The sequence below is a fragment of the Tessaracoccus aquimaris genome, assembly GCF_001997345.1.
Taxonomy (GTDB): domain Bacteria; phylum Actinomycetota; class Actinomycetes; order Propionibacteriales; family Propionibacteriaceae; genus Arachnia; species Arachnia aquimaris.
The window spans coordinates 2,545,229-2,569,011 of sequence record NZ_CP019606.1 but is presented as its reverse complement, the minus strand read 5'-3'; the positions used below and the strand labels follow the sequence as shown (position 1 = coordinate 2,569,011).

22 protein-coding genes are annotated in these 23,783 nt (G+C 66.8%); 19 read left to right on the top strand and 3 right to left on the bottom strand.

From position 1 onward, the window contains the following. Nucleotides 1-12 precede the first annotated feature (12 nt). From BW730_RS11950 to BW730_RS11910, 10 genes are all read left to right on the top strand, one after another. A complete protein-coding gene (locus BW730_RS11950) occupies nt 13-1,017 on the top strand; it encodes a substrate-binding domain-containing protein (protein WP_077686434.1) in 1,005 nt (334 codons plus the stop codon). A 25-nt stretch (nt 1,018-1,042) separates the two neighbouring features. After that, entirely contained in the window at nt 1,043-2,572 is a 1,530-nt protein-coding gene (locus BW730_RS11945; RefSeq protein WP_077686433.1) for a sugar ABC transporter ATP-binding protein, read from the top strand. Continuing rightward, on the top strand, nt 2,569-3,552 hold the full coding sequence (locus tag BW730_RS11940) for an ABC transporter permease (RefSeq protein ID WP_077686432.1): 984 nt from the start codon (nt 2,569-2,571) through the stop codon (nt 3,550-3,552). Before BW730_RS11945 ends, BW730_RS11940 begins: the two co-directional genes overlap by 4 nt. A 5-nt stretch (nt 3,553-3,557) precedes the next feature. Beyond that, complete coding sequence (locus BW730_RS11935; protein WP_226996766.1) at nt 3,558-4,796, top strand: AGE family epimerase/isomerase; 1,239 nt, start codon at nt 3,558-3,560, stop codon at nt 4,794-4,796. 23 nt (nt 4,797-4,819) lie between these two features. After that, the gene (locus BW730_RS11930; RefSeq protein ID WP_077686430.1) at nt 4,820-6,631 is read left to right on the top strand and encodes a cupin domain-containing protein; all 1,812 of its coding nucleotides are present in this window, start codon (nt 4,820-4,822) and stop codon (nt 6,629-6,631) included. 7 nt (nt 6,632-6,638) lie between these two features. Further along, nucleotides 6,639-7,607 carry an aldose epimerase family protein gene (locus tag BW730_RS18605; protein WP_158522644.1) on the top strand — a complete coding sequence of 323 codons (969 nt, stop codon included), beginning with the start codon at nt 6,639-6,641 and terminating at the stop codon, nt 7,605-7,607. Nucleotides 7,608-7,609: 2 nt separating this feature from the next. Continuing rightward, the gene (locus BW730_RS11925) at nt 7,610-8,608 is read left to right on the top strand and encodes a carbohydrate kinase family protein (protein WP_158522642.1); all 999 of its coding nucleotides are present in this window, start codon (nt 7,610-7,612) and stop codon (nt 8,606-8,608) included. Next, nucleotides 8,605-9,777: a mannitol dehydrogenase family protein gene (locus tag BW730_RS11920; protein ID WP_077686428.1), complete on the top strand. Its 1,173-nt coding sequence runs from the start codon at nt 8,605-8,607 to the stop codon at nt 9,775-9,777. The genes BW730_RS11925 and BW730_RS11920 overlap by 4 nt, the downstream gene beginning before the upstream one ends. A 60-nt stretch (nt 9,778-9,837) precedes the next feature. Further along, nucleotides 9,838-10,848: a LacI family DNA-binding transcriptional regulator gene (locus BW730_RS11915; RefSeq protein WP_077686427.1), complete on the top strand. Its 1,011-nt coding sequence runs from the start codon at nt 9,838-9,840 to the stop codon at nt 10,846-10,848. A gap of 109 nt (nt 10,849-10,957) precedes the next feature. Then, nucleotides 10,958-11,182: a hypothetical protein gene (locus BW730_RS11910; RefSeq protein WP_077686426.1), complete on the top strand. Its 225-nt coding sequence runs from the start codon at nt 10,958-10,960 to the stop codon at nt 11,180-11,182. A gap of 235 nt (nt 11,183-11,417) precedes the next feature. Here the strand turns inward: BW730_RS11910 and BW730_RS11905 are convergent, their stop codons facing one another. Together BW730_RS11905 and BW730_RS11900 are read right to left on the bottom strand one after the other, a co-directional pair. Continuing rightward, entirely contained in the window at nt 11,418-11,612 is a 195-nt protein-coding gene (locus BW730_RS11905) for a hypothetical protein (protein ID WP_145952835.1), read from the bottom strand. Nucleotides 11,613-12,115: 503 nt separating this feature from the next. Next, nucleotides 12,116-13,426 (bottom strand): ISL3 family transposase, encoded by a 1,311-nt coding sequence (locus BW730_RS11900; protein ID WP_145952651.1) that lies wholly within the window; start codon nt 13,424-13,426, stop codon nt 12,116-12,118. Between the two features lie 465 nt (nt 13,427-13,891). Here BW730_RS11900 and BW730_RS11895 point away from each other — a divergent pair, with 465 nt between their 5' ends. The 5 genes from BW730_RS11895 to BW730_RS11875 all read left to right on the top strand — a co-directional run bounded on the left by BW730_RS11895 (nt 13,892) and on the right by BW730_RS11875 (nt 19,126). Continuing rightward, nucleotides 13,892-15,388: a methylmalonyl-CoA carboxytransferase subunit 5S gene (locus tag BW730_RS11895; RefSeq protein WP_077686424.1), complete on the top strand. Its 1,497-nt coding sequence runs from the start codon at nt 13,892-13,894 to the stop codon at nt 15,386-15,388. A gap of 10 nt (nt 15,389-15,398) precedes the next feature. After that, a complete protein-coding gene (locus BW730_RS11890) occupies nt 15,399-16,955 on the top strand; it encodes an acyl-CoA carboxylase subunit beta (RefSeq protein ID WP_077686423.1) in 1,557 nt (518 codons plus the stop codon). 11 nt (nt 16,956-16,966) lie between these two features. Beyond that, the gene (locus BW730_RS11885; RefSeq protein ID WP_077686422.1) at nt 16,967-17,227 is read left to right on the top strand and encodes a hypothetical protein; all 261 of its coding nucleotides are present in this window, start codon (nt 16,967-16,969) and stop codon (nt 17,225-17,227) included. A 9-nt stretch (nt 17,228-17,236) separates the two neighbouring features. Further along, a complete protein-coding gene (locus BW730_RS11880; RefSeq protein ID WP_077686421.1) occupies nt 17,237-17,596 on the top strand; it encodes a biotin/lipoyl-containing protein in 360 nt (119 codons plus the stop codon). Nucleotides 17,597-17,722: 126 nt separating this feature from the next. Then, nucleotides 17,723-19,126 (top strand): AI-2E family transporter, encoded by a 1,404-nt coding sequence (locus BW730_RS11875; RefSeq protein WP_158522640.1) that lies wholly within the window; start codon nt 17,723-17,725, stop codon nt 19,124-19,126. Nucleotides 19,127-19,135: 9 nt separating this feature from the next. Here BW730_RS11875 and BW730_RS11870 read toward each other — a convergent pair whose 3' ends face one another. After that, nucleotides 19,136-19,867: an SDR family NAD(P)-dependent oxidoreductase gene (locus tag BW730_RS11870; protein WP_077686419.1), complete on the bottom strand. Its 732-nt coding sequence runs from the start codon at nt 19,865-19,867 to the stop codon at nt 19,136-19,138. 148 nt (nt 19,868-20,015) lie between these two features. Between BW730_RS11870 and BW730_RS11865 the strand changes: the two genes are divergently transcribed. Genes BW730_RS11865 through BW730_RS11850 form a run of 4 tightly spaced genes read left to right on the top strand, consistent with a single transcriptional unit; the run spans nt 20,016 to nt 23,774 of the window. Next, complete coding sequence (locus BW730_RS11865) at nt 20,016-20,747, top strand: FadR/GntR family transcriptional regulator (protein ID WP_077686418.1); 732 nt, start codon at nt 20,016-20,018, stop codon at nt 20,745-20,747. 11 nt (nt 20,748-20,758) lie between these two features. After that, nucleotides 20,759-22,021: an ABC transporter substrate-binding protein gene (locus BW730_RS11860; protein ID WP_077686417.1), complete on the top strand. Its 1,263-nt coding sequence runs from the start codon at nt 20,759-20,761 to the stop codon at nt 22,019-22,021. A 2-nt stretch (nt 22,022-22,023) separates the two neighbouring features. Further along, nucleotides 22,024-22,932 (top strand): carbohydrate ABC transporter permease, encoded by a 909-nt coding sequence (locus tag BW730_RS11855; RefSeq protein ID WP_145952834.1) that lies wholly within the window; start codon nt 22,024-22,026, stop codon nt 22,930-22,932. A 35-nt stretch (nt 22,933-22,967) separates the two neighbouring features. Further along, nucleotides 22,968-23,774: a carbohydrate ABC transporter permease gene (locus BW730_RS11850; protein ID WP_158522638.1), complete on the top strand. Its 807-nt coding sequence runs from the start codon at nt 22,968-22,970 to the stop codon at nt 23,772-23,774. Nucleotides 23,775-23,783 lie beyond the last annotated feature (9 nt).

Genomic DNA, 23,783 nt, shown 5'->3' with positions numbered 1-23,783 from the left:
AGGAGACTTGCCATGTTCAAGAGGCCAGTATTTGCCGGCGTGTTGCTCGCCGCCGCGCTCGCCGTTACCGCTTGTGGGACGCAGGGTGGAGCGCAGTCGCCCGCGCCAGGCGAGACGTCGGGAGGCGGAGGAGGTGAGGCGAAGGCACTGACCATCGGACTCGTCATGCTCCAGGGTGACGACTACTTCAAGAACATCCAGACGGGGCTCGAGAACGCCGTCAAGGCCGACGGAGGCACCGTTGTCCCAGTCAACTCCAACAACGACCCCGGAACCGAGGCGCAGAGCGTCCAGAACCTGATCCAGCGCAAGGTCGACGCGATCCTGATCCAGCCCGTCAGCGCCGACTCCTCGATCGCAACTCTGAAGAGCATCAAGGACGCGGGCATCCCGATGATCTGTTACGGCAACTGCACCGGCGAGGCGCTCAACCCCGAGCTCGTGCAGGGCGCTGCGCAGTCCGACAACACGGCGCTCGGCACCGCGACCGGTGAGGTCGCCGCCAAGTACATCAAGGACAACCTCGGCAACAAGGCCGTCGTCGGCATCCTCAACTGCGACTCGGCAGCCGAGACCTGCAAGCTCCGCAAGGCGGGCTTCAAGAAGGCGCTCGAGGACGCGGGAGTCGAGGCCGACTTCGCCGCCGACCAGGAGGGCTACCTCGCCGACAAGGCGACCCCGGTCGCGACCAATATGCTGTCGTCGAACCCCAACATCAACGTGGTCTGGGGCTCCAACGAGGGTGGCACCGTCGGCCTCGTGACCGCCGTAAAGCAGTCCGGCGCCAAGGTCGCCGTGTTCGGCACCGACATCTCCGAGCAGATCGCAGGCTTCGTCAAGGACGGTTCGCTGCAGGCCACGACCGGCCAGGATCCGCAGAGCACCGCGGCCAAGGCCTACGAGATGGCCAAGAAGGCGATCGCGGGGGAGATGAACGACCCGGTGGAGGAACTCATCCCCGGCATCACCTACAGCCACGAGGACCTCACCACCACCGAGGAATACCTGAACCGCTGACCGAACCCGCCACAGGAGGCCGCACATGGGAGCCGACACGGACGTCGTCCTCGAATGCCGCGAACTGAGCAAGACCTACGGAAGGGTCCGCGCGCTGAAGGCGGCGACCCTGACGCTGCGGCGCGGCGAGGTCCGTGCCCTCCTCGGCAAGAACGGCGCGGGCAAGTCGACCCTCGTCAAGCTGCTGTCGGGGGTGGAGACCCCGGACCGGCCTGGCGGCGAGATGTTCCTCGACGGCCAGCTGGTCGCGTGGGCGAACGCCCACGAGGCACAGCAGGGAGGCGTCGCCGTCGTGCACCAGGAGTTCTCCCTGGTTCCCGAACTTTCGGTCGCCGAGAACATCACGTTGGGCCGGTGGCCGCGACGGGCCGGGATCGTCGACCGACGCGAGGTGCGTCGTCAGGCGGTCGAGGCCATGGACCTGCTTGGCGTGACGCTCCCCCCGGGGCGCCCCGTCAGTCGGCTCTCGACCGCCCAACAGCAGCTCGTGGAGATCTCCAAGGCGCTGCTCGCCAAGCCGAAGGTGCTGATCCTCGACGAACCGACCAGCGCCCTCAACACCACCGAGGTGGATGTACTCCTTGCACTCCTGCGCAGGTTGGCCGGGCAAGGCGTCGCCATCATCTATGTCTCGCACCGGATGCGCGAGATCCCGGCGGTCGCCGACACCCTCACCGTCCTGCGTGACGGTGAGGAGGTCGCGACGCGAAATGTCGTCGACGTCACGACCGAGGAGGTCGCCAGGATGATCGCTGGCACCGAGGGCCTTGCCGCCGAGGAACGCGCGCGGCGAGAGCCTCGTGACCCGTCCAGCACCGTCGTGTTGGAGGTCGAGGATCTGAGGATCCCCGGAATTCTGGACGGCGTCGACCTGGCGCTGCGAGAAGGAGAGGTGCTCGGCATCGCGGGGCTCCTGGGGTCGGGACGTACCGAGCTACTTGAGAGCATCTTTGGAACCCGGCGCGACGTGACCGGGACCGTGCGCGTGGCTGGATCGGTCGTTGCTTCGCGCACGCCCGGCCGGATGCTCGCCCGGGGCGTCGCCATGACGCCCGAGGACAGGAAGAGGTCCGGCATCGTCCCCATCCTCGGCGTCGGCGAGAACATGATGCTCACCGCGAGGTCCCGGGTCATCGGCGGTCCGCTGATTGACGCGCCCAAGGAGCGCGCGGCGGTTCGTGAGTTGATCGACCGGTTGCGGATCCGGGCCTCCGGCGGCCAGCAACCCATCGCCAACCTCTCAGGCGGCAACCAGCAGAAGGCCGTGATCGGCAGATGCCTCGCGGGTCAGATGCGAGTGCTGCTGCTTGACGAACCCACCCGCGGCGTCGACGTCGACGCCAAGGGCCAGATCTATGAACTCATCAGGGAACTCGCCAGCGCCGGGGTCTCATCGGTCTTCGTCTCCTCCGAACTGGAGGAGCTCACCCAGGTCTGCGACCGGGTGCTGGTCCTTCGCGACGGGCGACTTCAGGAGGAAGTTCCCGGCGCAGAGGCATCGAGCGACCGGTTGCTCGCGCTGGCCATGAAGGGAAAGGAAGGGCACGTCGCATGACCGCCACCACTGCCGAGAAGACGTCCGGGGGCCTGCGTCGGGCGCTCTCCTGGGAGGGCACCGGCCTGCTCGGTGTCCTGATCCTCGTCTTCATCGTCCTGTCGATCTTCGCCCCCAACTTCCTCACCACCGGCAACCTGCTCAACGTCTTGCAGCAGGCCGCCTTCTTCGGGATCGTCGCCTTCGCCATGACCCTGGTGATCGTCTCCGGCGAGATCGACGTGTCCGTCGGGTCGCAGGCGGCCCTCACGTCGTCGCTTGTCGGATACATGGTCGGCACCATGGGCTGGAACATGGCGATCGCCTGCCTGCTCGCGATCATCCTCGCCGTCCTGTTCGGCGCGTTCGTCGGGCTGATCCGCCACTACTTCAACGTGCCGACCTTCATCGGGACGCTCGCCCTCTACCTGGCGCTTCGTGGCGCGGCGATGCTCGTCACCAACACCTTCCCGATCCCGATCGACTCGAGCAAGTTCTTCTACTGGGGCACCGGGAAGATCCTCGGTATCCCGGTGGCCGCCATCTATCTGGTCATCGCCTTCGCCGTCGTCGCGTTCATCGCCAAGTCGACCGTCTTCGGTCGCTCGGTCTATGCCGTCGGCGGCAACGCAAAGGCCGCCGAGGTCTCCGGCATTAACGTGATGAAGGTGCGCGTCATCGTCATGTCGATCAGCGCGTTCACCGCCGCCATCACCGGCCTCCTCCAGACGGCGCAGTTGTCCTCCGGCAACAGCACCATCGCCAACGGCCTCGAGTTCGACGCGATCGCGGCGGCCGTGATCGGCGGGACGGCGATGTCCGGAGGAAAGGGATCGGTCTCGGGAACGCTCATCGGCGTGCTCTTCGTCGCGATCCTGCTCAACGGCATGGTGTTGCTCGGCATGAACCCCTACCTCCAGCAGGTCGTCCGCGGCGCGCTTGTCCTCATCGCCGTGATGATCAACGTCATCCGCGCCCGCCGCGCGGAAGCGGCAGGATGATCCACATGGCCGATCCCTTTGCCGACACGGCGCATCTCGAGTGGCTGGACGGGCAGCGTGCCGCGCTACTGGACTTCTACCAGCCCAACGTCCGGATCCCTGGCGGGGGCTTCGCGTATCTCGGTCACTCGGGCGAACCGGTCATCGCGCAGGGCGCCCAACTGTGGCTCGGGGCCAGGATGCTGCACTGCTTCTCCATCGCGCACCTGCTCGGCAGGCCCGGCGCGGACGAGGTCGTCGAGCACGGCCTGGACTTCTATCTCGACGGTGCAGGCCGCGACCAGGAACACGGCGGCTTCTACGCCACCGTCGGGGGAGACCAGCCGTCCGAGGCGAAGGAACTCTACGGCCAGGCGCACATGCTGCTTGCGGCCTCGTCCGCGAAGACGGCAGGGTTCGATCGCGCCGGCGCTCTCCTCGACCACACGCTCGAGGTCATCGACCGGCACTACTGGCGCGAGGACGACGGCGCATGCGTCGAGGCGTACGACCGCCGCTTCGAGGTCCTCGACCTCTACCGCGGCCAGAACGCCAACATGCACCTGACAGAGGCGTACTTGGCGGCCCACGAGGCGACCGGCGACCCCGAACTTCTCGACCGGGCGGCCCGGATCGCGCGACGCATCGCGGGCCCCGCGGCGGTCGACAGCGACGGTTCGTGGCGGCTCGTCGAGCACTTCGACGAGTCCTGGCGGCCGCTTCCCAGGTTCAACAGGGACGACCCGCGCCACGCCTTCCGCCCCTACGGATCGCAGCCCGGCCACTGGCTCGAATGGTCGAAACTGCTGATGCAACTCCACGGCCTCGGCCGCGACGACGACTGGCTGCACGCGGCGTCCCGACGCCTCTTCGCGGGCGCCTTCCAGGACGCCTGGATGGACGGCGGAGGCTTCATCTACACCGTCGACTGGGACGGCACCCCCGTCGTCGAGGAGCGCTACTTCTGGGAGCCCCCGGAGGGAATCGGCGCGGCCCGATACCTGTACCTGACCACAGGGGACGACGGCTACGTCGAGCGCTACCACGAGATGTGGCGCTACTGCAGCGACCACTTCATCGACCCGGACACGGGCGCCTGGTTCCACGAACTCGACCGCGACAACCGACCCGTGATGCACACCTGGCCGGGCAAACCCGACCTCTACCACGCGTTCCAGGCGACCATGTACGCGTTCACACCCATCGACAAAGGGCTCGCCGCGTGGGCGGCATCCGCCCGCACCACCACCAGCCCGATCGACTGACGGGCACTTCGAAAGGGGCAACGATGCCGCTCTACGAGTTCTACGACAACGCACTCAACGTCATTCCGCTCAGCGACGAGCAACGCGGCCAGGTGTCCTTCGGGACCGACGCCGTCGTCGCGGGCCTCGCCGACCGCGTCGAGCGGGGCGGCAGCGTCGGCATCGACGGCTGGTACGGCGTCGACTGGCGATCCCTGATCGGCGCCCTGACCGCCGCGCTCAGCGAGCGCGGGATCGAGGCCGAGACCGTCAGCACAGCAGGCCTCTACCTGCCGCAGGACGAGATCGCCACCTACCAGGCGACCTACGAGACCGACGACCCGTCCTTCGGGTGGGTCAACTCGGAGGGAACCCTGCAGGACCTGCTCGACCAGGGCGCCGTCGAGGACCTGAGGCAGCGACTCACCGCGGAGCGCGAACAGGCGCTGATCGTCTACGGCCCCGGCGCCTGCGTCGCCGAACTGCAGGACGCCTACGACCTACGCGCCTACGCCGACTTCACCATGCAACCGATGCTGTGGCAGATGTGGGGAGGCGAACTGGTCCCGTTCGGGTCCGACGAACCGGCGCCCGACTACGCCTGGAAGAAGTACTACTACAACGACTTCTACCTGCTCTACCGGCAGAAGAAGCAGGCCTTCCAGACGATGGACCTCTACCTGAGCGCGGTGCACTCCGACGCGCTGGTGGCGGTGCCGACCGACGTCTACAACCACGTCATCGACGAACTGGTCAAGCGGCCCATCAAGCAGGTCAAGATCCTGCAGCCTGGCCCGTGGGGCGCCTACCGGTACAAGGACCTGTGGGACGTTCCCGGCCTCGAGGCAAACGCCTGGAACGAACTGGCAGGCATCGAACTGAGCATCCTGGTCGACCTCGGCGGCCCCGTGAACCTCAACATGCCGACGCAGAACATCATGCAGCGACCAGTGCAGTTGGTCGGCCAGCACGTCAACGACACCTACCCCGACCTGTTCCCGCTGCAGGTGTGGCTCGACGACGGCTACTTCCCCAAGCCGGTGCCGTTCGAACGCTCCAGCATGCCGATCCACGACCACCCGTCGACCGACTACGTCCGCGAACACTTCAACGAGCCGCTCGGGCGCTACGAGACGTACTACATCATCGAGTCCTACAAGGGCTCCAGCACCTGGATGGGGTACAAGGAGGACGCCGACCTCGAGGAATGGGAGCGGCTCTGCCGCGCATCGGAGAACCAGGTGGAGATCCCCAACTGGCAGGACTACGTGAGCCGGTGGGACACCAACGTCGGCGACCTGTTCCTCATCCCGCCCGGCACCACGCACGGCCACGGCGGCAACCAGATGATCCTGGAACTTGACACCGGCCCGAGCGTCGCGGGCACCGAGTACTCGTTCTTCACCTACGACTTCGCAAGGCCCACGTGGGACGACGAGACGAAGACGATGACCGGCAAGCCCATGAAGATGCACACGAAGCACTCCTTCGACAACCATCGCTTCATCCGCGAGAACCGGGTCCGCTCCCACCACAGGGCCCGGCCGATCACCGTCGACGGCGACGGAAAGTTCCGCAAGGACCAGTACACATCCCTCCCCGAGATGCCCTTCCACATCGAGCGTGTTTTCATGGAACACGAGGCGGTCAACGACACTGAAGGCCGCTTCATGCACATCGCGACCCTCGCGGAGGGGAAGCGGGTGACTGTCCGGTCCGTTGCCAACCCCGATTGGTCGACGACGATCGACCGGTTCCAGTCATGCATCATCCCGGCAGGCATGGGGGAGCACGTCTACGTCAACGAGGACGGCTCCCACGCGCTGGTCGTGATCATTCGACTCAAGGAAGGGTGAGGAATCAATGGCAGAGGTCTCCATCGCGCACGGCAACACCCGCGCCGTCGTCCAACTGCAGGGCGGCATGACGACCGGGGAGTTCCCGGTCGACGGACGCCGGGTCGACCCGTTCTACCGGGCAGGCTGGGACGGGTTCGCGGAGTCGCGACTGCTCGACAAGTTGCGGGGCGACTTCGTCTGCGCGCCGTTCGGCATCACGCCCGCCGCGCCCCTGCCGGGATGGCCGGCGGCGCAGCCGGACGGCGCCACCGAGTATGCGCACGGCCACTGCTCGCACGGCGACTGGGAGGTCGTCCACCTCGATGAGGACCGCGTCGAACTGTCCATCGCCTACCCCGACGGCGACCCCGTCGAGAGGGTGACCCGCGTGGTGGCCTGCCTCGACGGCGAGATCAGCTTCGAGGACCGCATCCTGACGCGCGTCGACGCCTCTCTTCCGCTCGGCCTCCACCCGACCTTCCGGCTGCCGGAGACCCCTGGAGCGGCGACGCTGGAACTCCCGGCCGCCGACTGGCTGCAGTCGCCAGCCGCCAAGCCGGAGGATTCCTCACGGCTCACGCCCGCGGAGCGCTTCGACGACCCCGCCGCGGCACCCGCCCACGACGGGACCGTCGACCTCACACGGCTGCCATGGCAGGGCGCGAGCGAGGACCTCGTGATGCTGGTCGGCGTGCAGGAACCGACGGTCGCGCTCGTCAACCACGAGGAGCGCTACCGCGTGCGGGTCACGTGGGACACCTCGGTCCTCAAGCACCTGCTGCTGTGGGTGAGCAACCGCGGCCGCGACTACCTGCCGTGGAACGGCGAGAACCGCTGCCTCGGCATCGAGCCCGTTACCTCCGCGTTCGACTACGGCACCTCGATCTGCTCGCAGCCGAACCCGCTCAGCGACGCTGGCGCACCGACAACCGTCGCGCTGAAGGCCGGCGAGGAGCTCGTCATCCGGCACACCGTCACGGTCGAGGGCGTGTAGCGATGGGCGACGTCGAGCTCCAACTCGTCGGGCACGTATGCGTCGACCTCGCGCCCGGCATCGAGGCCCCAGTGTCGCTGACACCCGGCGTCCTCTCGGAGATCGGCGCGCCCCGGATCTCGGTCGGCGGCGCGGTCGGCAACGGCGCCCGCGCCGCGGCAGGGCTTGGCCGGGCGACCGTGGTCGCCTGCCGGGTCGGCGACGACGCGCTCGGCGACATCTGCGCCTCCGTGCTCGAGGAGACCACGCCGGGCGGGGTCGTGCTGACCCGCTCCCGCACCGCCGCCACCTCGTACTCGGTGATCGTCCAGCCGCCCGACCGGGACCGCAGCATCTGGCACCACACCGGTGCAAACGACGAGTTCGACGGGACCTGCGAACTCGTCGGCGCCACCGTCGTCCACTTCGGCTACCCCACGCTCTGCCCCGCCATGACGGCCGACGGAGGTGCCCCCACCGTCGCGCTCTTCGAGCGGGCACGCGCCCAAGGCTCGGCGACCTCGCTCGACCTCTCCTACTGCGCCGAGAACTCACCGCTGCGCGGCTACGACTGGGACGGCTACTTCACCACCGTGCTGCCGCACGTCGACCTGTTCTGTCCGAGCTGGGACGACGTCGTCAGCGCCCGCGGCACCCTGCTCGAGCCGGAACCCGGCCTCGTCGAGTCGACCGCCGACGACTTCCTGGCCCTCGGCGCCGCCGTGGTGCTGATCACGCTGGGGGAGCAGGGCTCCTACCTGGCGACCGCCGACGATGCGCGGATCCGGACCTTCACCGCCGCGATCGGCGCGGACCCCTCCTCCTGGGCCGACCGTCGCGCCTGGGTCCCCGCCGCGCCGCTGGAGCGCTTCGTCTCATCGAACGGGGCCGGCGACACCTTCAAGGTGGCGTTCCTCGCAGGGGTGCTCGACGGCCGCGACCCGGTGGCCGCCGCGACCTGGGCCGCCCAGGTCGTGGGCCGCGGCATCCAGGGCGACCCGCTGCTGGGAAGCGCCCCATGAGCACGGCCGTCGTCTTCGGGGCGGGCGGCATCGGCCGCGGCTTCGTGGGGGCGCTGTGCGCCCAGGCCGGCTGGCGCGTGGTGTTCGTGGACGTCGCGGAGGGCCTCGTCGGGCGGCTCGCCGCAGACGGCGGCTACCGGCTCATCGAGGTGTCCTCAGCAGGGGAGAGGATCACGCCCATCACCGGTGTCTCCGCACTCCTGCTCGGCGACGAGGACGCCGTCGTGGCGGCGCTGGTCGAGGCGGACCTCGTCGCGACCGCCGTCGGCGCCGAGAACCTGCCGCCGGTCGCACGGCTGCTCGCCCTCGGGCTCGCCGCGCGACGCTCGGCAGGCAGGGGAGGCCTCGACGCGCTCGTCTGCGAGAACCTCCACGATGCGCCCGCGGTGCTGCGCCGACTGATCGACGAGCAGGCGGGCGCGGCGCTCGCGCCCGTGGGGCTTGCTCGCACCTCGATCGGACGGATGGTGCCGGTCCAACTGCCCGACGCGGACCACCCGGCCGACGTGCGGGTCGAGCCGTACTCGTTCCTGCCTTACGAGGCGTCCGCGCTCGTCGGGGAGCAGCCCGCGATCCCTGGTCTCGTGCCGGTCTCGGAATCCTTCGACCTGTTCGCCGACCGCAAGTTGTACCTGCACAACATGGGCCACGCGATGCTCGCCTACCTCGGCGAGGCCGCTGGGCTCACCTACATCTGGGAGGCGGCAGAGCGCTTCGACCTGCGCTACTTCGTCCGAAACGCCATGGTGGAGGCGGCCTGTGCCTTGGCGCAAACGTACGCCACCCCGGTCGCACCGCTGCTGCGCCACGTCGACGATCTCCTCGCCAGGTTCCGAAACCCTGGGCTGGGCGACACGACGGCGCGGGTCGGCCGCGACCCCGTCCGCAAGATGCAACCGGGCGACCGGCTACTCGGCGCCTACACGCTCTGCATGGACGCAGACGTGGCTCCGCTCTACGTGACGCTCGCCGTCGCGCTGGGCACCAGGCGGCTGTCGGCCGAACCGGGCTGGGACCAGGAGAAGGCCATGGCGTTCGTCGCGTCCCACCTCGGCCGGGACGACGACGGCTACCTGTCCGACCTGGTCGACGAACTCGGGACGGGCCTCGACGCCGACGCCTTGCAGCGCCTGATCGACTCCCGTTTCGCCGTCAGCAGAGTTGTGTGAAGCCGGTCCGCACGGTCAAACTCTTGGTCAGGGCCGCGCAGCAGCGGTAGAGGAGGACCCATGAGCAGCACGCGTCGGCCGACCATGACCGATGTGGCGAAGATGGCGGGCGTCAGCCTGAAGACCGTCTCGCGGGTCGTCAACGGCGTCGCGACGGTCGACGAGGAGATGGCCGCAAGCGTCAACACCGCCATCGCCGCCCTCGGCTACCGACACAACCTGCTGGCCGCCAGCCTCAAGGCGGGATCAGGCGCCAGCCTCGTGGGGTTGATCACCACCGACCTCTCCGACCCGTTCTACGGATCGGTCGCCAACGCCGTCGACGAGGTAGCCCGCGCCCGCGGCTTCGGCGTCCTGATGACAGGGTCGGCGGAGGACGCCAGCCTCGAACGCAGCATCGCGCTCGACCTGTGCGCCCGGCAGGTGCGCGGCCTGATCGTCGTGCCCGCCTCCGACTCCGGCGAGTACCTCCAGGAGGAGGTCGCGCGGGGGCTCCGCGTCGTCTTCGCTGACCGGCCCGCGGCAGGCATCGACGCGGACACCGTCCTGGTCGACAACCGTGGCCTCGGCCGCAGGATGGCCAACCTGGCCGTCTCCCGGGGACACCGCAGGGTGGGCATCCTGCTCGGCAGCGAGTCGATCTACACCCACCGGGAGCGGTACCTCGGCATCACGGAGGCACTCAGCGACGCGGGAGTGGCCATCGACCCCGATCTGGTGGTTCGCGACGTCTCCGAGCCGCACGGCGCGGAGGGCGGCTCCCGCCGGGTCCTCTCGCTGCCCGACCCTCCAACGGCGCTGCTGTGCACCAACAACCGCCTGATGCTCGGCGCCGTCACAGCGCTGTGCCACACCCGTCAGACGGCGGACATCATCGCCTTCGACGACCCGGAGTACTCCGAGGTGCTCCCGATGCCGGTGACGCTGATCGCTCAGAACCCGGTTGAACTCGGACGCGTCGCTGCGGAGCGGCTGTTCGCGCGACTGGAGGGCGATGAGTCCGTTGCCCGTACCTTCGTGCTGCCCACCCAGTTGGTCGTCCGGGGCGGGCTCTGGCGGCCCGGAGCATGAAGCAGTAGCCCCGTCGGGCCGAGACCCCTTTTTTCCGAGAAACCTGGAATCCTCCTGAAACCGGGCATAGCATGGGCTGCAACCTGACCCCAACCCTTGGAGGCAACCTATGGGCATCGATGACAAGTTCCAGGAATCTGTCGGCAAGGCCAAGGAAGGCGTCGGCGACGCTCTTGATAACGAAGAGCTCCGTCGCGATGGACAGAAGGACCGCCTCGAAGCCAACGCAAAGGAGTTTGGCGACAAACTCCAGGAGAAGGTCGGTGACATCACCGGCAAGATCGCGGACAAGGCTGAGGAAATCAAGGATAAGTTCACCGGCGAAGACAAGTGAGTCGAAGCCGAACTTGGCATGAGTTAGAACGTCGAGGCCGCCCCCATTGATGGGGGCGGCCTCTTCGCGTGTCTGGACCCATCGCCTTCGGGCGTGATGCCGCACCGGTTCGCCGTGCCGAGATGGACACCGAACCGACACAGGCCGACTCGTGGCGGCTCGAGCGACGCGGAGGGATGGAAAGGGTGCCGTTCGGCCGCCCGGGCGCGAGGTGCCCGTGCGGCCGAACGCGGCCTCAGCCGAGGCGCCGTGCCCTGGCGACCTGTTGGCTGATCTCGCCGTCCCAGTTGCGCGGGGTCCAACTCTGTTCCGCCGTCCACTCCGAGCGGCAGGCGCCACACTCGAAGACCTGACGGCCATCGATCTCTTCGTCGGTCGGCTGCCAGGCGCACTTGCCCTGGCATTCATTGGCGGCGAGCGCACGTCCCATCATCAAGCTCCTTTGCTCGGTCAGGGTCCAAGACTACCGATACCGACGATTGGCCCCGATGCGGGGTCCGCTTGGTGTCGTCCCTAGTGGCGCCCCCAAAAGGAGCCCGAAAGGGCCCGGATAGATGGCGCATGACGCGGCCCGATCTGCCGCCCTTTCAGCAGAGGACTCCACCCGAAAGGGTCCATAGGGAAGGTTGGGTTTTGGTTCGCCGCGGAACGGCGCCTGCGACACGCCGATGAGCAACGCGAGCAGACTCTGGCCGTTGACCACTGTGGACGCGTGCCGCGAACCGAGCCAGGCTTCCGCGCTCCGATCACCTCCGGCGTCGACGCTGGTCGCGCTCCCCTTCGTCGTCTCAAGCCCTTGTCGGGGCGGGATTCGCTGCCCGGGTGGCCCTCGACGGCGTCAATGCCCGCATCTCTAGCGAGAATTGCTATCCAATATCCGCCGTGCTTAATGGGGGGTCAATGCAGGGGCAATTTTGGGCAGAGTAATGTGGCTCATCCGATTTGAGGGTGTAGGCGGGGTCTGAATCCGCCGGCTTCGAGGAGGCAGCGGGCGATGTAGTGGGTCAGGTTGCGGAACCCGAGAGCGGAGCCGCGGAGGTGTTCGAGGCGGCCGTTGAGGGCTTCTGTGGGACCATTGCTGGTGCCGGGCCGGTCGAAGAAGTTCAACACATCGATCGCGCGGCGTTTCAGGGTGTGACCCAGGCGGACCAGTTCAGTCAGCTCAGCGGGGACGCCGGTGGCGATCGCATCGATCACGCTGGCCATGAGGTGGCGGCCGAGTGTGCGGTCTTTGCAGCGGTAGGCCTGGACGAGGCGCTGGTAGATGCCCCACGTGGCTTCGACCTCGACGTGGTTCTGGTCGCCGAACAGGTCTTCGAGCCGTGTGACTTGTTTGTCGGTGAGTAGATCGGCGCCGGTGAGTAGGGTGCGGCGGGCTTGATAGAGCGGGTCCCCGCGGCGGCCTCGATGCCCCATGGTGGCTTGTTGGACGCGTTGGCGGCATTTGTCGACAGCCTCCCCGGCCAGGCGCACGACGTGGAACGGGTCCATCACCGCAGCTGCGTCGGGGAGTTCCTCGGCGGCGGCGGTTTTGAAGCCGGTGAACCCGTCCATCGCCACGACTTCCACGCCGGCCCGCCAGGCGGCTGGACGGGCAGCGAGCCAGCGTTTGAACACCTGTTTCGAGCGGCCCTCGACCATGTCGAGCAGCCGTGCCGGGCCAGTCCCAGCCGCTACCGGGGTCAGGTCGATGATCACGGTGACGAACTTGTCCCCGGCACGGGTGTGACGCCAGCAATGCTCATCGACCCCGAGCACGGTGACCTGGTCGAACCGGGACGGATCATCGATCAACACCCGACGACCCTCGGCGATGATCGCATCGTTGGCGGTGTCCCACGCCACCGCCAGCCCTTCGGCGACCCTCGCCACGGTGAGGTGCTGACACACGATAGCTTCGAGCGCCCACCGCACCCCACGCCGCGACAGCCGAGCCCTCGGTTCAGCGGCCCGGTCCATGCTCTGGCGCCACACATGACCGCATTCGACACACCGGTACCTGCGCAGCCGCACCCGCAGCACAGTGGGTCTCCAACCGAAGGGCTCGTGAGCCAGGCCTCGGATTACCGTGTCACGCACCAAACCGCGCCCGCCACAGTTGTGGCACCAGTCATCAGCATCCGTGACGCGGCACTCCAGCACCGCCCGGCGCGCGGTCACGTGTTGGCCAGTCACCTCCAACCCGAGCTCGTCGAGGCGGCAGAAGGTCGTCAGATCAGGCGCGGTGAAGGTAGCGTTGAACACGTCGAGGTCTTCCAGATGGACAGCTTAGGAACTTCCATCTTCGGGAGGCCTCGACCCCTCTATCCAGCCGCCACGCCGGAACCCCTACCTACACCCTCAATTGGGAAGAGCCAGTAATGTCTGCGGTCGTGACAGAAAGCGTCCCTGACATTATGGTTGGAACGACTCGCTAACGTCATAAACACCGGATCGGGTGGTGCGGGGTGAGAGCCCTTGCGACTCGAGAAGGCGACCCAGAATTTCCCGGTCGCGAGCGGCATAGTCCGCCGAGGCCGGGGTTAGAGCCTCAGTCCCCCCCTGAGGAGCGAGCGGGCGGATCTCGGCACAGCTTCGAGATCCGCCCGCTGCGTGTCCTGCGCCGTCCGGGCGATTTGGCCGATCGCGTCCCACCCTACCCGAATAGGTCAGACCAGTTGATCGGGGGGTGCCTCGGATACGCCCCAAGGGACGTGATTGGATGTACTCATGACTGCGCGAAAGATCGGCGTGACGGAGCTTGTCCTCCGGGACGCACATCAGAGTTTGATGGCGACCCGCATGGCCATGGAAGACATGGTTGATGCGTGTGAAGATATCGACAAGGCTGGCTTCTGGTCTGTCGAATGCTGGGGCGGCGCGACGTTCGACGCGTGCATCCGCTTCCTCAATGAAGACCCCTGGAAACGCCTGCGGACGTTCCGTGAGTTGATGCCCAACTCGCGCCTGCAGATGCTGCTGCGCGGCCAGAACCTCCTCGGCTACCGGCACTACGAGGACATGGTCGTCGAGAAGTTCGTGGAGAAGTCCGCCGAGAACGGCATGGATGTCTTCCGCGTGTTCGACGCCCTCAACGACCCCCGCAACATGGCGAAGGCCATGGCCGCGGTGAAGTCCGTCGGGAAGCACGCCCAGGGCACCATCTGCTACACCGTCTCTCCGGTGCACACCGTCGACGGCTACATCAAGCTGGCGGGGCAACTCCTGGACATGGGCGCTGAGTCCATCGCCCTGAAGGACATGGCGGCGCTCCTGCAGCCGCAGCCCGCCTACGACATCGTCAAGGGCATCAAGGACACCTACGGTGACGTGCAGATCAACGTGCATTGCCACTCGACAACCGGCGTCACGCTCGTTGCGCTGATGAAGGCCATCGAGGCAGGCGCAGACGTCGTCGACACCGCGATCTCGTCGATGTCGCTCGGCCCCGGTCACAACCCGACCGAGTCGCTTGTCGCGATGCTCGAGGGCACCGGGTACTACACCGACCTCGACATGGAGCGTCTGCTCCGCATCCGCGACCACTTCGCCAACATCCGGCCGAAGTACAAGGAGTTCGAGTCGGCGACGCTGGTCGACACCGACATCTTCTCCTCGCAGATCCCCGGCGGCATGCTCTCCAACATGGAGTCGCAGCTCAAGGCCCAGGGTGCGGGCGACCGCATCCGCGAGGTCATGGAGGAGGTGCCTCGGGTGAAGGCCGACGCCGGTTACCCGCCGCTGGTCACCCCGTCGTCGCAGATCGTCGGCACCCAGGCCGTGTTCAACGTGCTGATGGGCCGCTACAAGGTGATGACAGGCGAGTTCGCCGACCTGATGCTCGGCTACTACGGTGAGGCGCTCGGGGAGCGAAACCCCGAGGTCGTCGACCTGGCCAAGGCTCAGGCGAAGAAGGAGACGATCGACGTCCGTCCGGCCGACCTGCTCAAGCCCGAGTGGGCCGAGTTGGGCGCCGGTGCCGCGAAGCTCGAGGGCTTCGACGGCTCCGAGGAGGATGTGCTCACCAACGCCATGTTCCCGGGCGTCGCGCCGAAGTTCTTCCAGAGCCGCCACGAGGGCCCGAAGTCCGTCGCCAAGACCCCGGCGCAGCTCGCGGCCGAGAAGTCGGGCGTTGGCGCGGCTCCGCAGCAGGGCATCAACGGCCCTATCAAGTACAACGTCACCATCGCCGGTCGCCAGCACAGCGTCGCGGTCGAACCGGCCTAAGGAGATACAGATGGCTACCCAGCACACGATGGCAGACCGCCTCGCGCAGCTCGACGAGCGTCGCGCGACGGTTGAGGCCGGCGGCGGTGAGTTGCGCATCGAGAAGCAGCACGCCCAGGGCAAGCTGAGCGCCCGCGAGCGGATCTCAGCGCTGCTCGACGACGGCTCGTTCCAGGAGGACGGCGCCTTCCGTCGCAACCGCACCACCACCTTCGGGATGGACAAGGCCGACATGCCCGCCGACGGCGTGGTGACCGGTTCCGGTTCCGTCCTTGGGCGCCCCGTCCACGTCGCCTCCCAGGACTTCACCGTCATGGGTGGCTCGGCGGGCGAGGCCCACTCGATCAAGGTCACCGAGGCGCTCAAGGCCTCGCTGATGACGGGCACCCCGTTCGTCTTCATCAACGACTCGGGCGGCGCCCGGGTTCAGGAGGGCATCGACTCGCTCTCCGGCTACGGCAAGGTGTTCTACGCCAACGTGCTCCTCTCGGGTGCGGTGCCACAGATCTCGATCATCGCCGGCCCGTGCGCCGGCGGCGCGGCCTACTCGCCTGCACTGACCGACTTCATCATCCAGACCCGCAAGGCCCACATGTTCATCACGGGTCCGAGCGTGATCAAGCAGGTCACGGGCGAAGAGGTCTCGCAGGACGACCTGGGTGGCGCCGACGCGCACATGGGCCGCTCCGGCGTCGTCCACTTCGTCGCCGACGATGACGAGCAGGCGATCCTGATCGCGAAGAAGCTGCTCAGCTTCCTGCCGCAGAACAACACCGAGGACGCCCCCATCGTCGATCCCGACTATGTGGTGGAGCCCAACGAGAAGCTGCGCGACATCCTGCCCGTCGAGGGCAACAAGGGCTACGACGTCCGCGACATCATCCGCGAGATCGTCGACCACGCCGACTTCCTCGAGGTGCAGGCCGGTTGGGCGGCGAACATCGTCGTCGGCTTCGGTCGCATCGTGGGCCGCACCGTCGGCATCATCGCGAACCAGCCGAGCGTCATGTCGGGAGTGCTCGACATCGACTCCTCCGACAAGGCGAGCAAGTTCGTCCGGTTCTGCAACGCATTCAACATCCCCGTGGTGAACCTGGTCGACGTGCCCGGCTTCCTGCCGGGCGTCGCGCAGGAGCACAACGGCATCATCCGCCACGGCGCGAAGATGCTCTACGCCTACTCCGCGGCGACCGTCCCGAAGATCACCGTCGTGCTGCGCAAGGCATACGGCGGCGCGTACCTGGCCATGTGTTCCAAGGACCTCGGCGCGGACAAGGTGTTCGCCTGGCCGACCGCCGAGATCGCCGTGATGGGCGCCGAGGGCGCGGCCAACGTCGTGTTCCGCAAGGAGATCGAAGCGGCCGAGGACAAGGACGCCAAGCGCTCCGAGCTCGTCGAGGAGTACCGCGAGACCTTCTCCACGCCGTACATGGCCGCCAGCCGGGGCCTGGTCGACGACATCATCGATCCGGCGGACACCCGCCGCCAGATCGCGATGGCGCTCGAACTGCTCGTCGGCAAGCGTGAGCTGCGTCCGGCCAAAAAGCACGGCCTCGGCCCGGCCTGATCGGATCAGCGATGGAAGACAACACGTTGCAGGAGCTCCGCGACGCCGTCGTGGCGCTCACGGAACAGGTATCTCGTCTCGAGTCAAAGGTCGCCAAGCTGGAGGAACAGCAGGCGATCCCCGAAGCGGACCTCATCGCCATCGGCGCGGCGGTCGCAGCGTACTTCGGCCACAAGGCCAAGGTCCGCGCGATCCGTTACGGTTCGCAGAACCGCTGGGCCGCGGCCTCGCGCAACCGCATCCATGACCGCTCCGTCCCGCACGTTCGCTAAGGAGAAATGATGAAGCTGAAGGTGACCGTCAACCAGACGGAGTACGAGATCGACGTCGATGTCGAGGAGGAGCAGCCCCAGGGGCTCGGCCCGATCGTGATCGGCGTCAACGGTGGCTCCAACCCCATCCCGACGAAGGCCTCCATGACGGCGGCCAGCTCGAACGCGGTGCTCGCGCCGCTGGCTGGCTCTGTCGCACGGATCCTCGTCCAGGAGGGCGAGGAGATCGAGGCCGACCAGGTCCTTCTCATCCTCGAGGCGATGAAGATGGAGACCGAGATCAAGGCCCCCGCGGCAGGCAAGGTGTCGGCCGTGCTGGTCGCGCCCGGCGATGCCGTGCAGGGCGGTCAGGCTCTCATCGAGCTCTGAGCAGTACACCGCGAGCGGCCCCAGGGATGTCCCTGGGGCCGTTTCGCATCCGGCAACACCGTGGTCGCACGCGCCGCGGCGTCTGTCGCGAGTAGGGTGGTCGGACGACGATCGTGGGAGGGTCTCTTGAGCGACGAGCGCGAACCGCTTGCGGAGGAGCCGAAGGCCGAGGAACGGCCGGAGGGGCTGACCGACAGCGAGTTGGAGGCCCTTCCCACCTACGACCCGGACAACCCGGTCGACAGGGCCGACGTCATCGGCGAGGCGGGCAAGTGGGCCGCCTCCTGGTCGGGGCGGTTCCTGCTGATCGTGGCGGCGCTTGTGGTGATCGGCATCGGCCTGAAGTACATCTCCGGCGCCATCATGCCGGTGTTGCTCGGCCTGCTGCTCGCCTCGGTGCTGTACCCGGTGACGGCCCAGTTGCGGCGGTGGGGTGCCCCGTACGCGCTGGGTGCGATCGCTGCGCTGCTGTTGGGCGTCGGGGTCATCGCGGGGCTGATCGGGCTGATCGCGCCGTCCGTGGTGAACCAGTGGGACGCGCTGCGGACCCAGAGCCTCGACGGCATCCGCCGCATCCAGGCCTGGCTCGCCGGGCCGCCACTGAACATCAACGACGACCAGATCAACGACTACATCTCGCAGGCGGTCGCTTGGCTACAGGATCGAAGCGGCGACATCGCGACCTCGCTCGTCAACATCGGTGGCAGCGTCGGCAGCGCCGTCGTCACCTTGCTCACGACGTTGATCGTCACGTTCTTCATGCTCAAGGACGGCCACCAGTTCGTCGGCTGGATCCGCCGGATCGTCGGCCGCAGGGCGGGCTTCCACGCGTCGGAGTTGCTCACCCGGATGTGGAACACCCTGTCGGGCTACATCCGAACCCAGGCGATCGTCAGCTTCGTCGATGCCTTCTTCATCGGCATCGGGGCCTTCTTCCTTGGCGTTCCGCTTGCGTTCCCCATCGCCGTCCTCACCTTCATGGCCGGGTTCATCCCCATCGTGGGTGCGGTGACCGCCGGGACCGTCGCCGTCCTGGTTGCCCTGGTGTCGAACGGGTTGACGACCGCGCTGTTGGTGCTTGCGGTCGTGCTGGGCGTCCAGCAGTTGGAGGGGCACATCCTGCAGCCGCTGCTGCAGTCGCGCGTGATGCAGCTGCACCCGGTGATCGTGCTGCTCGCGGTGCTGCTCGGCGGAACCTGGGCCGGCATCGTCGGCGCCTTCCTCGCGGTGCCCGTCGCGGCCGTTGGCGCCGTCCTGCTGCGCTACCTCGGCGATCTGACCGACCTGCGCACCGGAGACAGAACCGCGGCCGAGATCAACTGGGCAACCGACGACGGCGAGGCCGTCGGCACCGAATCAGAGAGGTCGGCTGCGTTCTTCCGCACGCTGGTGCGCGGCCGTGGAACCCGCAGGACAGAACAGCAGGTCCCCGGCGACGAGGTTCTGGACCAGCAATCGGCATGGCGCCGCCTGTTCCGCGTCCGTGGCAATGACGCGCCCGAAGACGACCCGGACCGCAAGGACGGCTGAGGCGCGCCGTCAGCCCCGATGGACCTTGTACTGCGCGGCCTGGGCCCGCGGCCGGATCGTCATCCGGTCGATGTTGACGTGTGAGGGGCGGGTCGCCATCCACACGATGGCCTCGCCCACGTCGCCAGCGGTGAGGGGTTCCGCGACGCCCTGGTAGACGGCGTCGGCCCGCGCCTTGTCGCCGCCGAAACGGGTCAGGGCGAACTCGTCGGTGCGGACCATGCCGGGGCAGATCTCGGTGACGCGAACCGGCTTGTCGACCAGTTCCAGGCGCAGGGCCTCGACGACGGAGCGCTCGCCCGCCTTCGCGGCGCAGTACCCGGCGCCGCCCTCGTAGCCCCAGTCGGCGGCGGTGGAGGTGACGAACACCAGCACCCCTTCGGCGGCGATCAGCGCGGGAAGCAGCGCCTTCGTGACGCGTGTGGTTCCGAACACGTTCGTCTGGAGCATGGTCTCCCAAGCGTCCAGGTCGGCGCTGGCGACAGGCTCGAGCCCGAGGGCGCCTCCCGCGTTGTTGACGAGGACATCGAGGTTGTCCCCGACGGCGGCGGCCAGCGACTCGACGTCCTGCTGTGAGGTGACGTCGCACCGGATCGCGACGCCGTCGATCTCGCGGGCGAGCTCCTCGATCCGTTCGACCCGCCGGGCCGCGCAGATCACGCGGAACCCCTCGGCCGCCAGCAACCGCGCGGTCGCCTCCCCGATGCCGGAACTTGCCCCTGTCACCACCGCTGTCTTCATGTCAGCCAGCCTATCCGTCCGTGTGGGGTGCCAAGGGGCACCCTCAGCCGGCCTGTAGGACAAGTTCGGTTGACCGGTCTGCCAGGTGTGACGAAATATTGGCAAGTGTCACCGAAACACTGAAGTTTCGACCGATTGTGAGAAGAACATGTCAGACAAGTTGGCTCCGGATGGGCTGGTCATGCGATTGGCGGCGCACCTTCGGGTACGTGCTGCTCGTGACGGTGATCTGCTGCCTAGCGAAGCGAAACTGATGGCCGACCTTGGCGTTGGGCGTCAGCAGTTGCGCGAAGCGCTACGCGTGTTGGAGGCGTTCGGCGCGGTTGACTCGCGCCAGGGCGCCCGTCGCCGGTGGCGGGGCGTCAACCTGGGCGGGCTTGTGGCATCGTTCGCTCAACTGACGGGGTCGCCCCAGGAGACGACGGCCGAGCTACTGGGCGTCCGGCAGGCGCTTGAGACATCGATGCTCGCGAAGGTCATGCCGATGCACACCCCCGCGAGCCTGGTGGCGCTGCGAGACCTGGCTCTTGGGATGGAGGAGCGGGCGGCCCGGGGCGTGAGCTTCATCGACCTGGACGAAGAGTTCCATCTCACACTGTTCGCGCCTCTGCGTAACTCGACCCTGGAGGGCATCCTCGGCGCGTTCTGGACACTGCTATCCGTCGTCGAGGGGCCAACCCAGCAGGGCGTCGCGGATCCGGATGTGGCCGCCATGCACACGGCAATCATCGACGCCATGCAGGCCGGGGACTTCAACCTGGCCAGATATGAACTCGACACTCACTTCTACGGGGTCCGGCTGCGAGTGCTTCCCAGCCGGCTCGACCTCAAGTCCCGTCGCACGACGAAGCAGTCGTTGCGACATCTCACCCACTCATAAGGAGAACCACCATGAAGCGACGCAGTTTTCTCATTGGGAGCCTCGGTGCAGGCGCGGTAGTCGGCCTGAGCGCTTGTGGAGGCGGCGAACCCGGTCAAGGCGGCACCGGGGGAGGCGGCACCACCGACATCACCTACTGGCTTTGGCAGGACGATGCGACGGACCAGACCTGGACCCAGCTCGCGGAGAAGTTCAACGGGGAGCAGACGGACGTCAAGGTGACGTTGGAGACGATTCCACTCGACCAGTACCAGAACAAGCTCACGACAGCTGCGATGAACAAGACCGGACCAGACGCGGCCCGCTGCAAGGACTGGTGGCTGGGGCAGTTCGCACCCGAAGGAGCGACCGCCGACCTGACCACTTTCGTCGATGCCTGGGGCGGTAAGGGCGACGTTGTCGAGGGGCTCTGGAAGACGGGGCAACTGCCCGGCAGCAAGGAAGTCTTCATGCTTCCGCACCAGTACGTCACCTTGTACATGTACTACCGCAAGGACTACTTCAGCGAGGTTGGTCTCGAGGCCCCGAGGACGCAGGACGAGTTCTTGGCGGCCGCAGGGAAGCTCGCCACCGGAGATCGGTACGCCATGGACGTTCGAGGCGGAGCTGGAGGGCAGGACCAGTGGCTCGGCTGGATGTACGCCGGCGGCGCCCGCGTCGTCAATGACGGCGGGGAGATCGTCCTCAACGACGCTACCGCTTCCCAGGTCAACCAGCGCTACCTCGACATCGTGACCGAGCTCAACGCCGCCCCACCTGGTTCCATCACCGCAGCGTTTGCTGACGTGAAGAAGAACTTCGCAAGCGGGCTGACGAGCATGATGATCCACCATCCCGGGTCGCTGAAGGAGATGACCGAGGTGTTCGGAGACAAACTCGGTGTCATTCCCATCCCGGGCAACGGATCCGCCCCCTCTCACACGCTCGGCAGCATGTCAGGCAACGTCATCATGGCCGGGTCCAAGAAGCAGGAAGCCGCTTGGAAGTGGATCTCCTGGCTCACGGAAGAGGCCCAAATGGCCACCATGTCCACCTCACCCCAGGGCCAGTTGCCTGTCCTCACGTCGGTCATGGAGTCTGAAGCGTTCACCAGCGATGCGAACCTCAAGGTCGCTGTCGATGCGATTCCGGATGCGCTCACCTGGCCCGCGTTGAAGGGCGTTGCGACCTTGGCGGGGAAGGAATGGAACCCGACTATCCAGCGCGCATTCCAGAAGGAACTGACCAGCCAGGCAGCCCTTGATGCCATGGCCGATGTGTTGAAGGCTAACTGATCGTGACAGTGCGCGGTGTGACGCCTGAACGTCGGCGACGTCGACACCAGATCGAGCCGTACATCCTGATGGCCCCGGCCGTCATCCTGATCGGCGTCTTCGCCGGATACCCCCTCATCCGCTCGATCTACATGGCATTCACGAAGGTCTCCCCATTCACCGGGACGATGGACTTCGTCGGGTTTACCAACTTCCAGAAGGTCTTCACCGATCCGGACTTCTCCGGCTATCTCGGGCGAACCGCCTTCTGGGTGCTCGGTTGCGTGGCCCTGCAGCTGGTAGGAGGTTTGATCTTGGCGCTCTTGGTCAACACCCGGTTCCCGCTGCGGGGTGTCTACCGCGGGCTCATGATGGTGCCCTGGGCAACGCCCAGCGTCCTGGTCGCGTTGATGTGGAAGTGGCTGCTCGATCCCAACGACGGCATCGTGAACAAACTGCTGCTCGCTGGTGGCCTTGTCGACCGTCCAGTCGAGTTCCTGTCGAACCCGTCTACGGCGCTGCCGACGCTCATCGTGGTAGACGTCTGGCAAGGTATCCCGCTGTTCGCGGTCATGATCCTCGCCGCGCTCCAGTCAGTGTCAGGCGATCTCAAAGAGGCTGCTGCCACGGATGGTTGCGGACCAGTCGGCGTCTTCAGGCACGTGGTGCTGCCAGCGATCCTTCCGACGATCCTCATCACCGCGCTCTTGCGCATCATCTGGACGGCCAACTATGTCGACCTCATCTTCATCCTGACCGGCGGCGGCCCGGGAGTGTCCTCCACGACGCTGGCGTTGCAGTCCTATCTCACGGCATACAAGTCGACGGACTTCGGCCAGGGCGCGGCCTACTCGGTCCTGCAGGCGGCCCTGCTGGTCGTCTTCGTGGTCATGTATCTAGTGCTGACGTCCAAGAACGAGGAGAAGAAATGAGCCGCCCTGTCAACGCCAAGAGGGTAGCAGGGGGCGTGGCGCGATATGTGGGCCTGCTATTGATCCTCACGGGCGTGCTCGCCCCATACGTTGTGATGCTGATCACGTCGCTCACGCCAAAGGCAGAACTGGCTGCGGCCGGAGCGAGTCTCCTGCCCAAGACGGTGACGCTTGAGGCATACGTCGAGTTGGTGACCACCACGCACTTCCTGGAGTACCTGCGCAACAGCCTCCTCGTGGCGCTCATGTCAGTCCCCATCACCCTCGTTTGCGCCACCGGCGCGGCGATAGCACTCTCACGCTTTGAGTTCGTCGGCAGGCGTCAGACGATGACCATCCTGATTCTGGCGCAGATGTTGCCGGCGGTGCTGCTTGTGTTGTCGCTCCAGCAGCAGCTCAACGTGTTCGGGTTGCTGGACTCCAAGATCGGACTCGCCCTCGTGCATTCTGCTTTCGCAACCCCCTTCGCGACGTGGCTGTTGAAGGGATTCCTCGACGGGATTCCTCGAGAGTTGGAGGAGTCAGGTCAGATCGACGGCGCATCGGCTTGGCAGATCATTCGCCTGCTGATCCTGCCCCTTCTGCTCCCTGGACTCGTCGCAGCAGGAACCTACGCCTTCATCCTCACCTGGAACGAGTTCCTGTACGCGCTGACGTTCACCTCATCTCCCGCCACGAGGACGCTCCCGGTTGGTCTGCAACTGTTCATCGGCGAATACCAGATCCGCTGGGATCTTCTCACCGCCGGAGGGGTCCTTTCGGTTCTGCCTGTGGTCGTCGGCTTCCTGCTCGTGCAGAAGCGACTGGTCGCTGGCCTCGCCGCAGGCGCCGTCAAGGGCTGACCAAGACAA

Excerpts from the sequence above, each read along its gene's own strand:
- BW730_RS11950 (WP_077686434.1), top strand. The coding sequence starts at position 13 with ATGTTCAAGAGGCCAGTATTTGCCGGCGTGTTGCTCGCCGCCGCGCTC.
- BW730_RS11945 (WP_077686433.1), top strand. The coding sequence starts at position 1,043 with ATGGGAGCCGACACGGACGTCGTCCTCGAATGCCGCGAACTGAGCAAG.
- BW730_RS11940 (WP_077686432.1), top strand. The coding sequence starts at position 2,569 with ATGACCGCCACCACTGCCGAGAAGACGTCCGGGGGCCTGCGTCGGGCG.
- BW730_RS11935 (WP_226996766.1), top strand. The coding sequence starts at position 3,558 with ATGGCCGATCCCTTTGCCGACACGGCGCATCTCGAGTGGCTGGACGGG.
- BW730_RS11930 (WP_077686430.1), top strand. The coding sequence starts at position 4,820 with ATGCCGCTCTACGAGTTCTACGACAACGCACTCAACGTCATTCCGCTC.
- BW730_RS18605 (WP_158522644.1), top strand. The coding sequence starts at position 6,639 with ATGGCAGAGGTCTCCATCGCGCACGGCAACACCCGCGCCGTCGTCCAA.
- BW730_RS11925 (WP_158522642.1), top strand. The coding sequence starts at position 7,610 with ATGGGCGACGTCGAGCTCCAACTCGTCGGGCACGTATGCGTCGACCTC.
- BW730_RS11920 (WP_077686428.1), top strand. The coding sequence starts at position 8,605 with ATGAGCACGGCCGTCGTCTTCGGGGCGGGCGGCATCGGCCGCGGCTTC.
- BW730_RS11915 (WP_077686427.1), top strand. The coding sequence starts at position 9,838 with ATGAGCAGCACGCGTCGGCCGACCATGACCGATGTGGCGAAGATGGCG.
- BW730_RS11910 (WP_077686426.1), top strand. The coding sequence starts at position 10,958 with ATGGGCATCGATGACAAGTTCCAGGAATCTGTCGGCAAGGCCAAGGAA.
- BW730_RS11905 (WP_145952835.1), bottom strand. The coding sequence starts at position 11,612 with ATGGGACGTGCGCTCGCCGCCAATGAATGCCAGGGCAAGTGCGCCTGG.
- BW730_RS11895 (WP_077686424.1), top strand. The coding sequence starts at position 13,892 with ATGACTGCGCGAAAGATCGGCGTGACGGAGCTTGTCCTCCGGGACGCA.
- BW730_RS11890 (WP_077686423.1), top strand. The coding sequence starts at position 15,399 with ATGGCTACCCAGCACACGATGGCAGACCGCCTCGCGCAGCTCGACGAG.
- BW730_RS11885 (WP_077686422.1), top strand. The coding sequence starts at position 16,967 with ATGGAAGACAACACGTTGCAGGAGCTCCGCGACGCCGTCGTGGCGCTC.
- BW730_RS11880 (WP_077686421.1), top strand. The coding sequence starts at position 17,237 with ATGAAGCTGAAGGTGACCGTCAACCAGACGGAGTACGAGATCGACGTC.
- BW730_RS11870 (WP_077686419.1), bottom strand. The coding sequence starts at position 19,867 with ATGAAGACAGCGGTGGTGACAGGGGCAAGTTCCGGCATCGGGGAGGCG.
- BW730_RS11865 (WP_077686418.1), top strand. The coding sequence starts at position 20,016 with ATGTCAGACAAGTTGGCTCCGGATGGGCTGGTCATGCGATTGGCGGCG.
- BW730_RS11860 (WP_077686417.1), top strand. The coding sequence starts at position 20,759 with ATGAAGCGACGCAGTTTTCTCATTGGGAGCCTCGGTGCAGGCGCGGTA.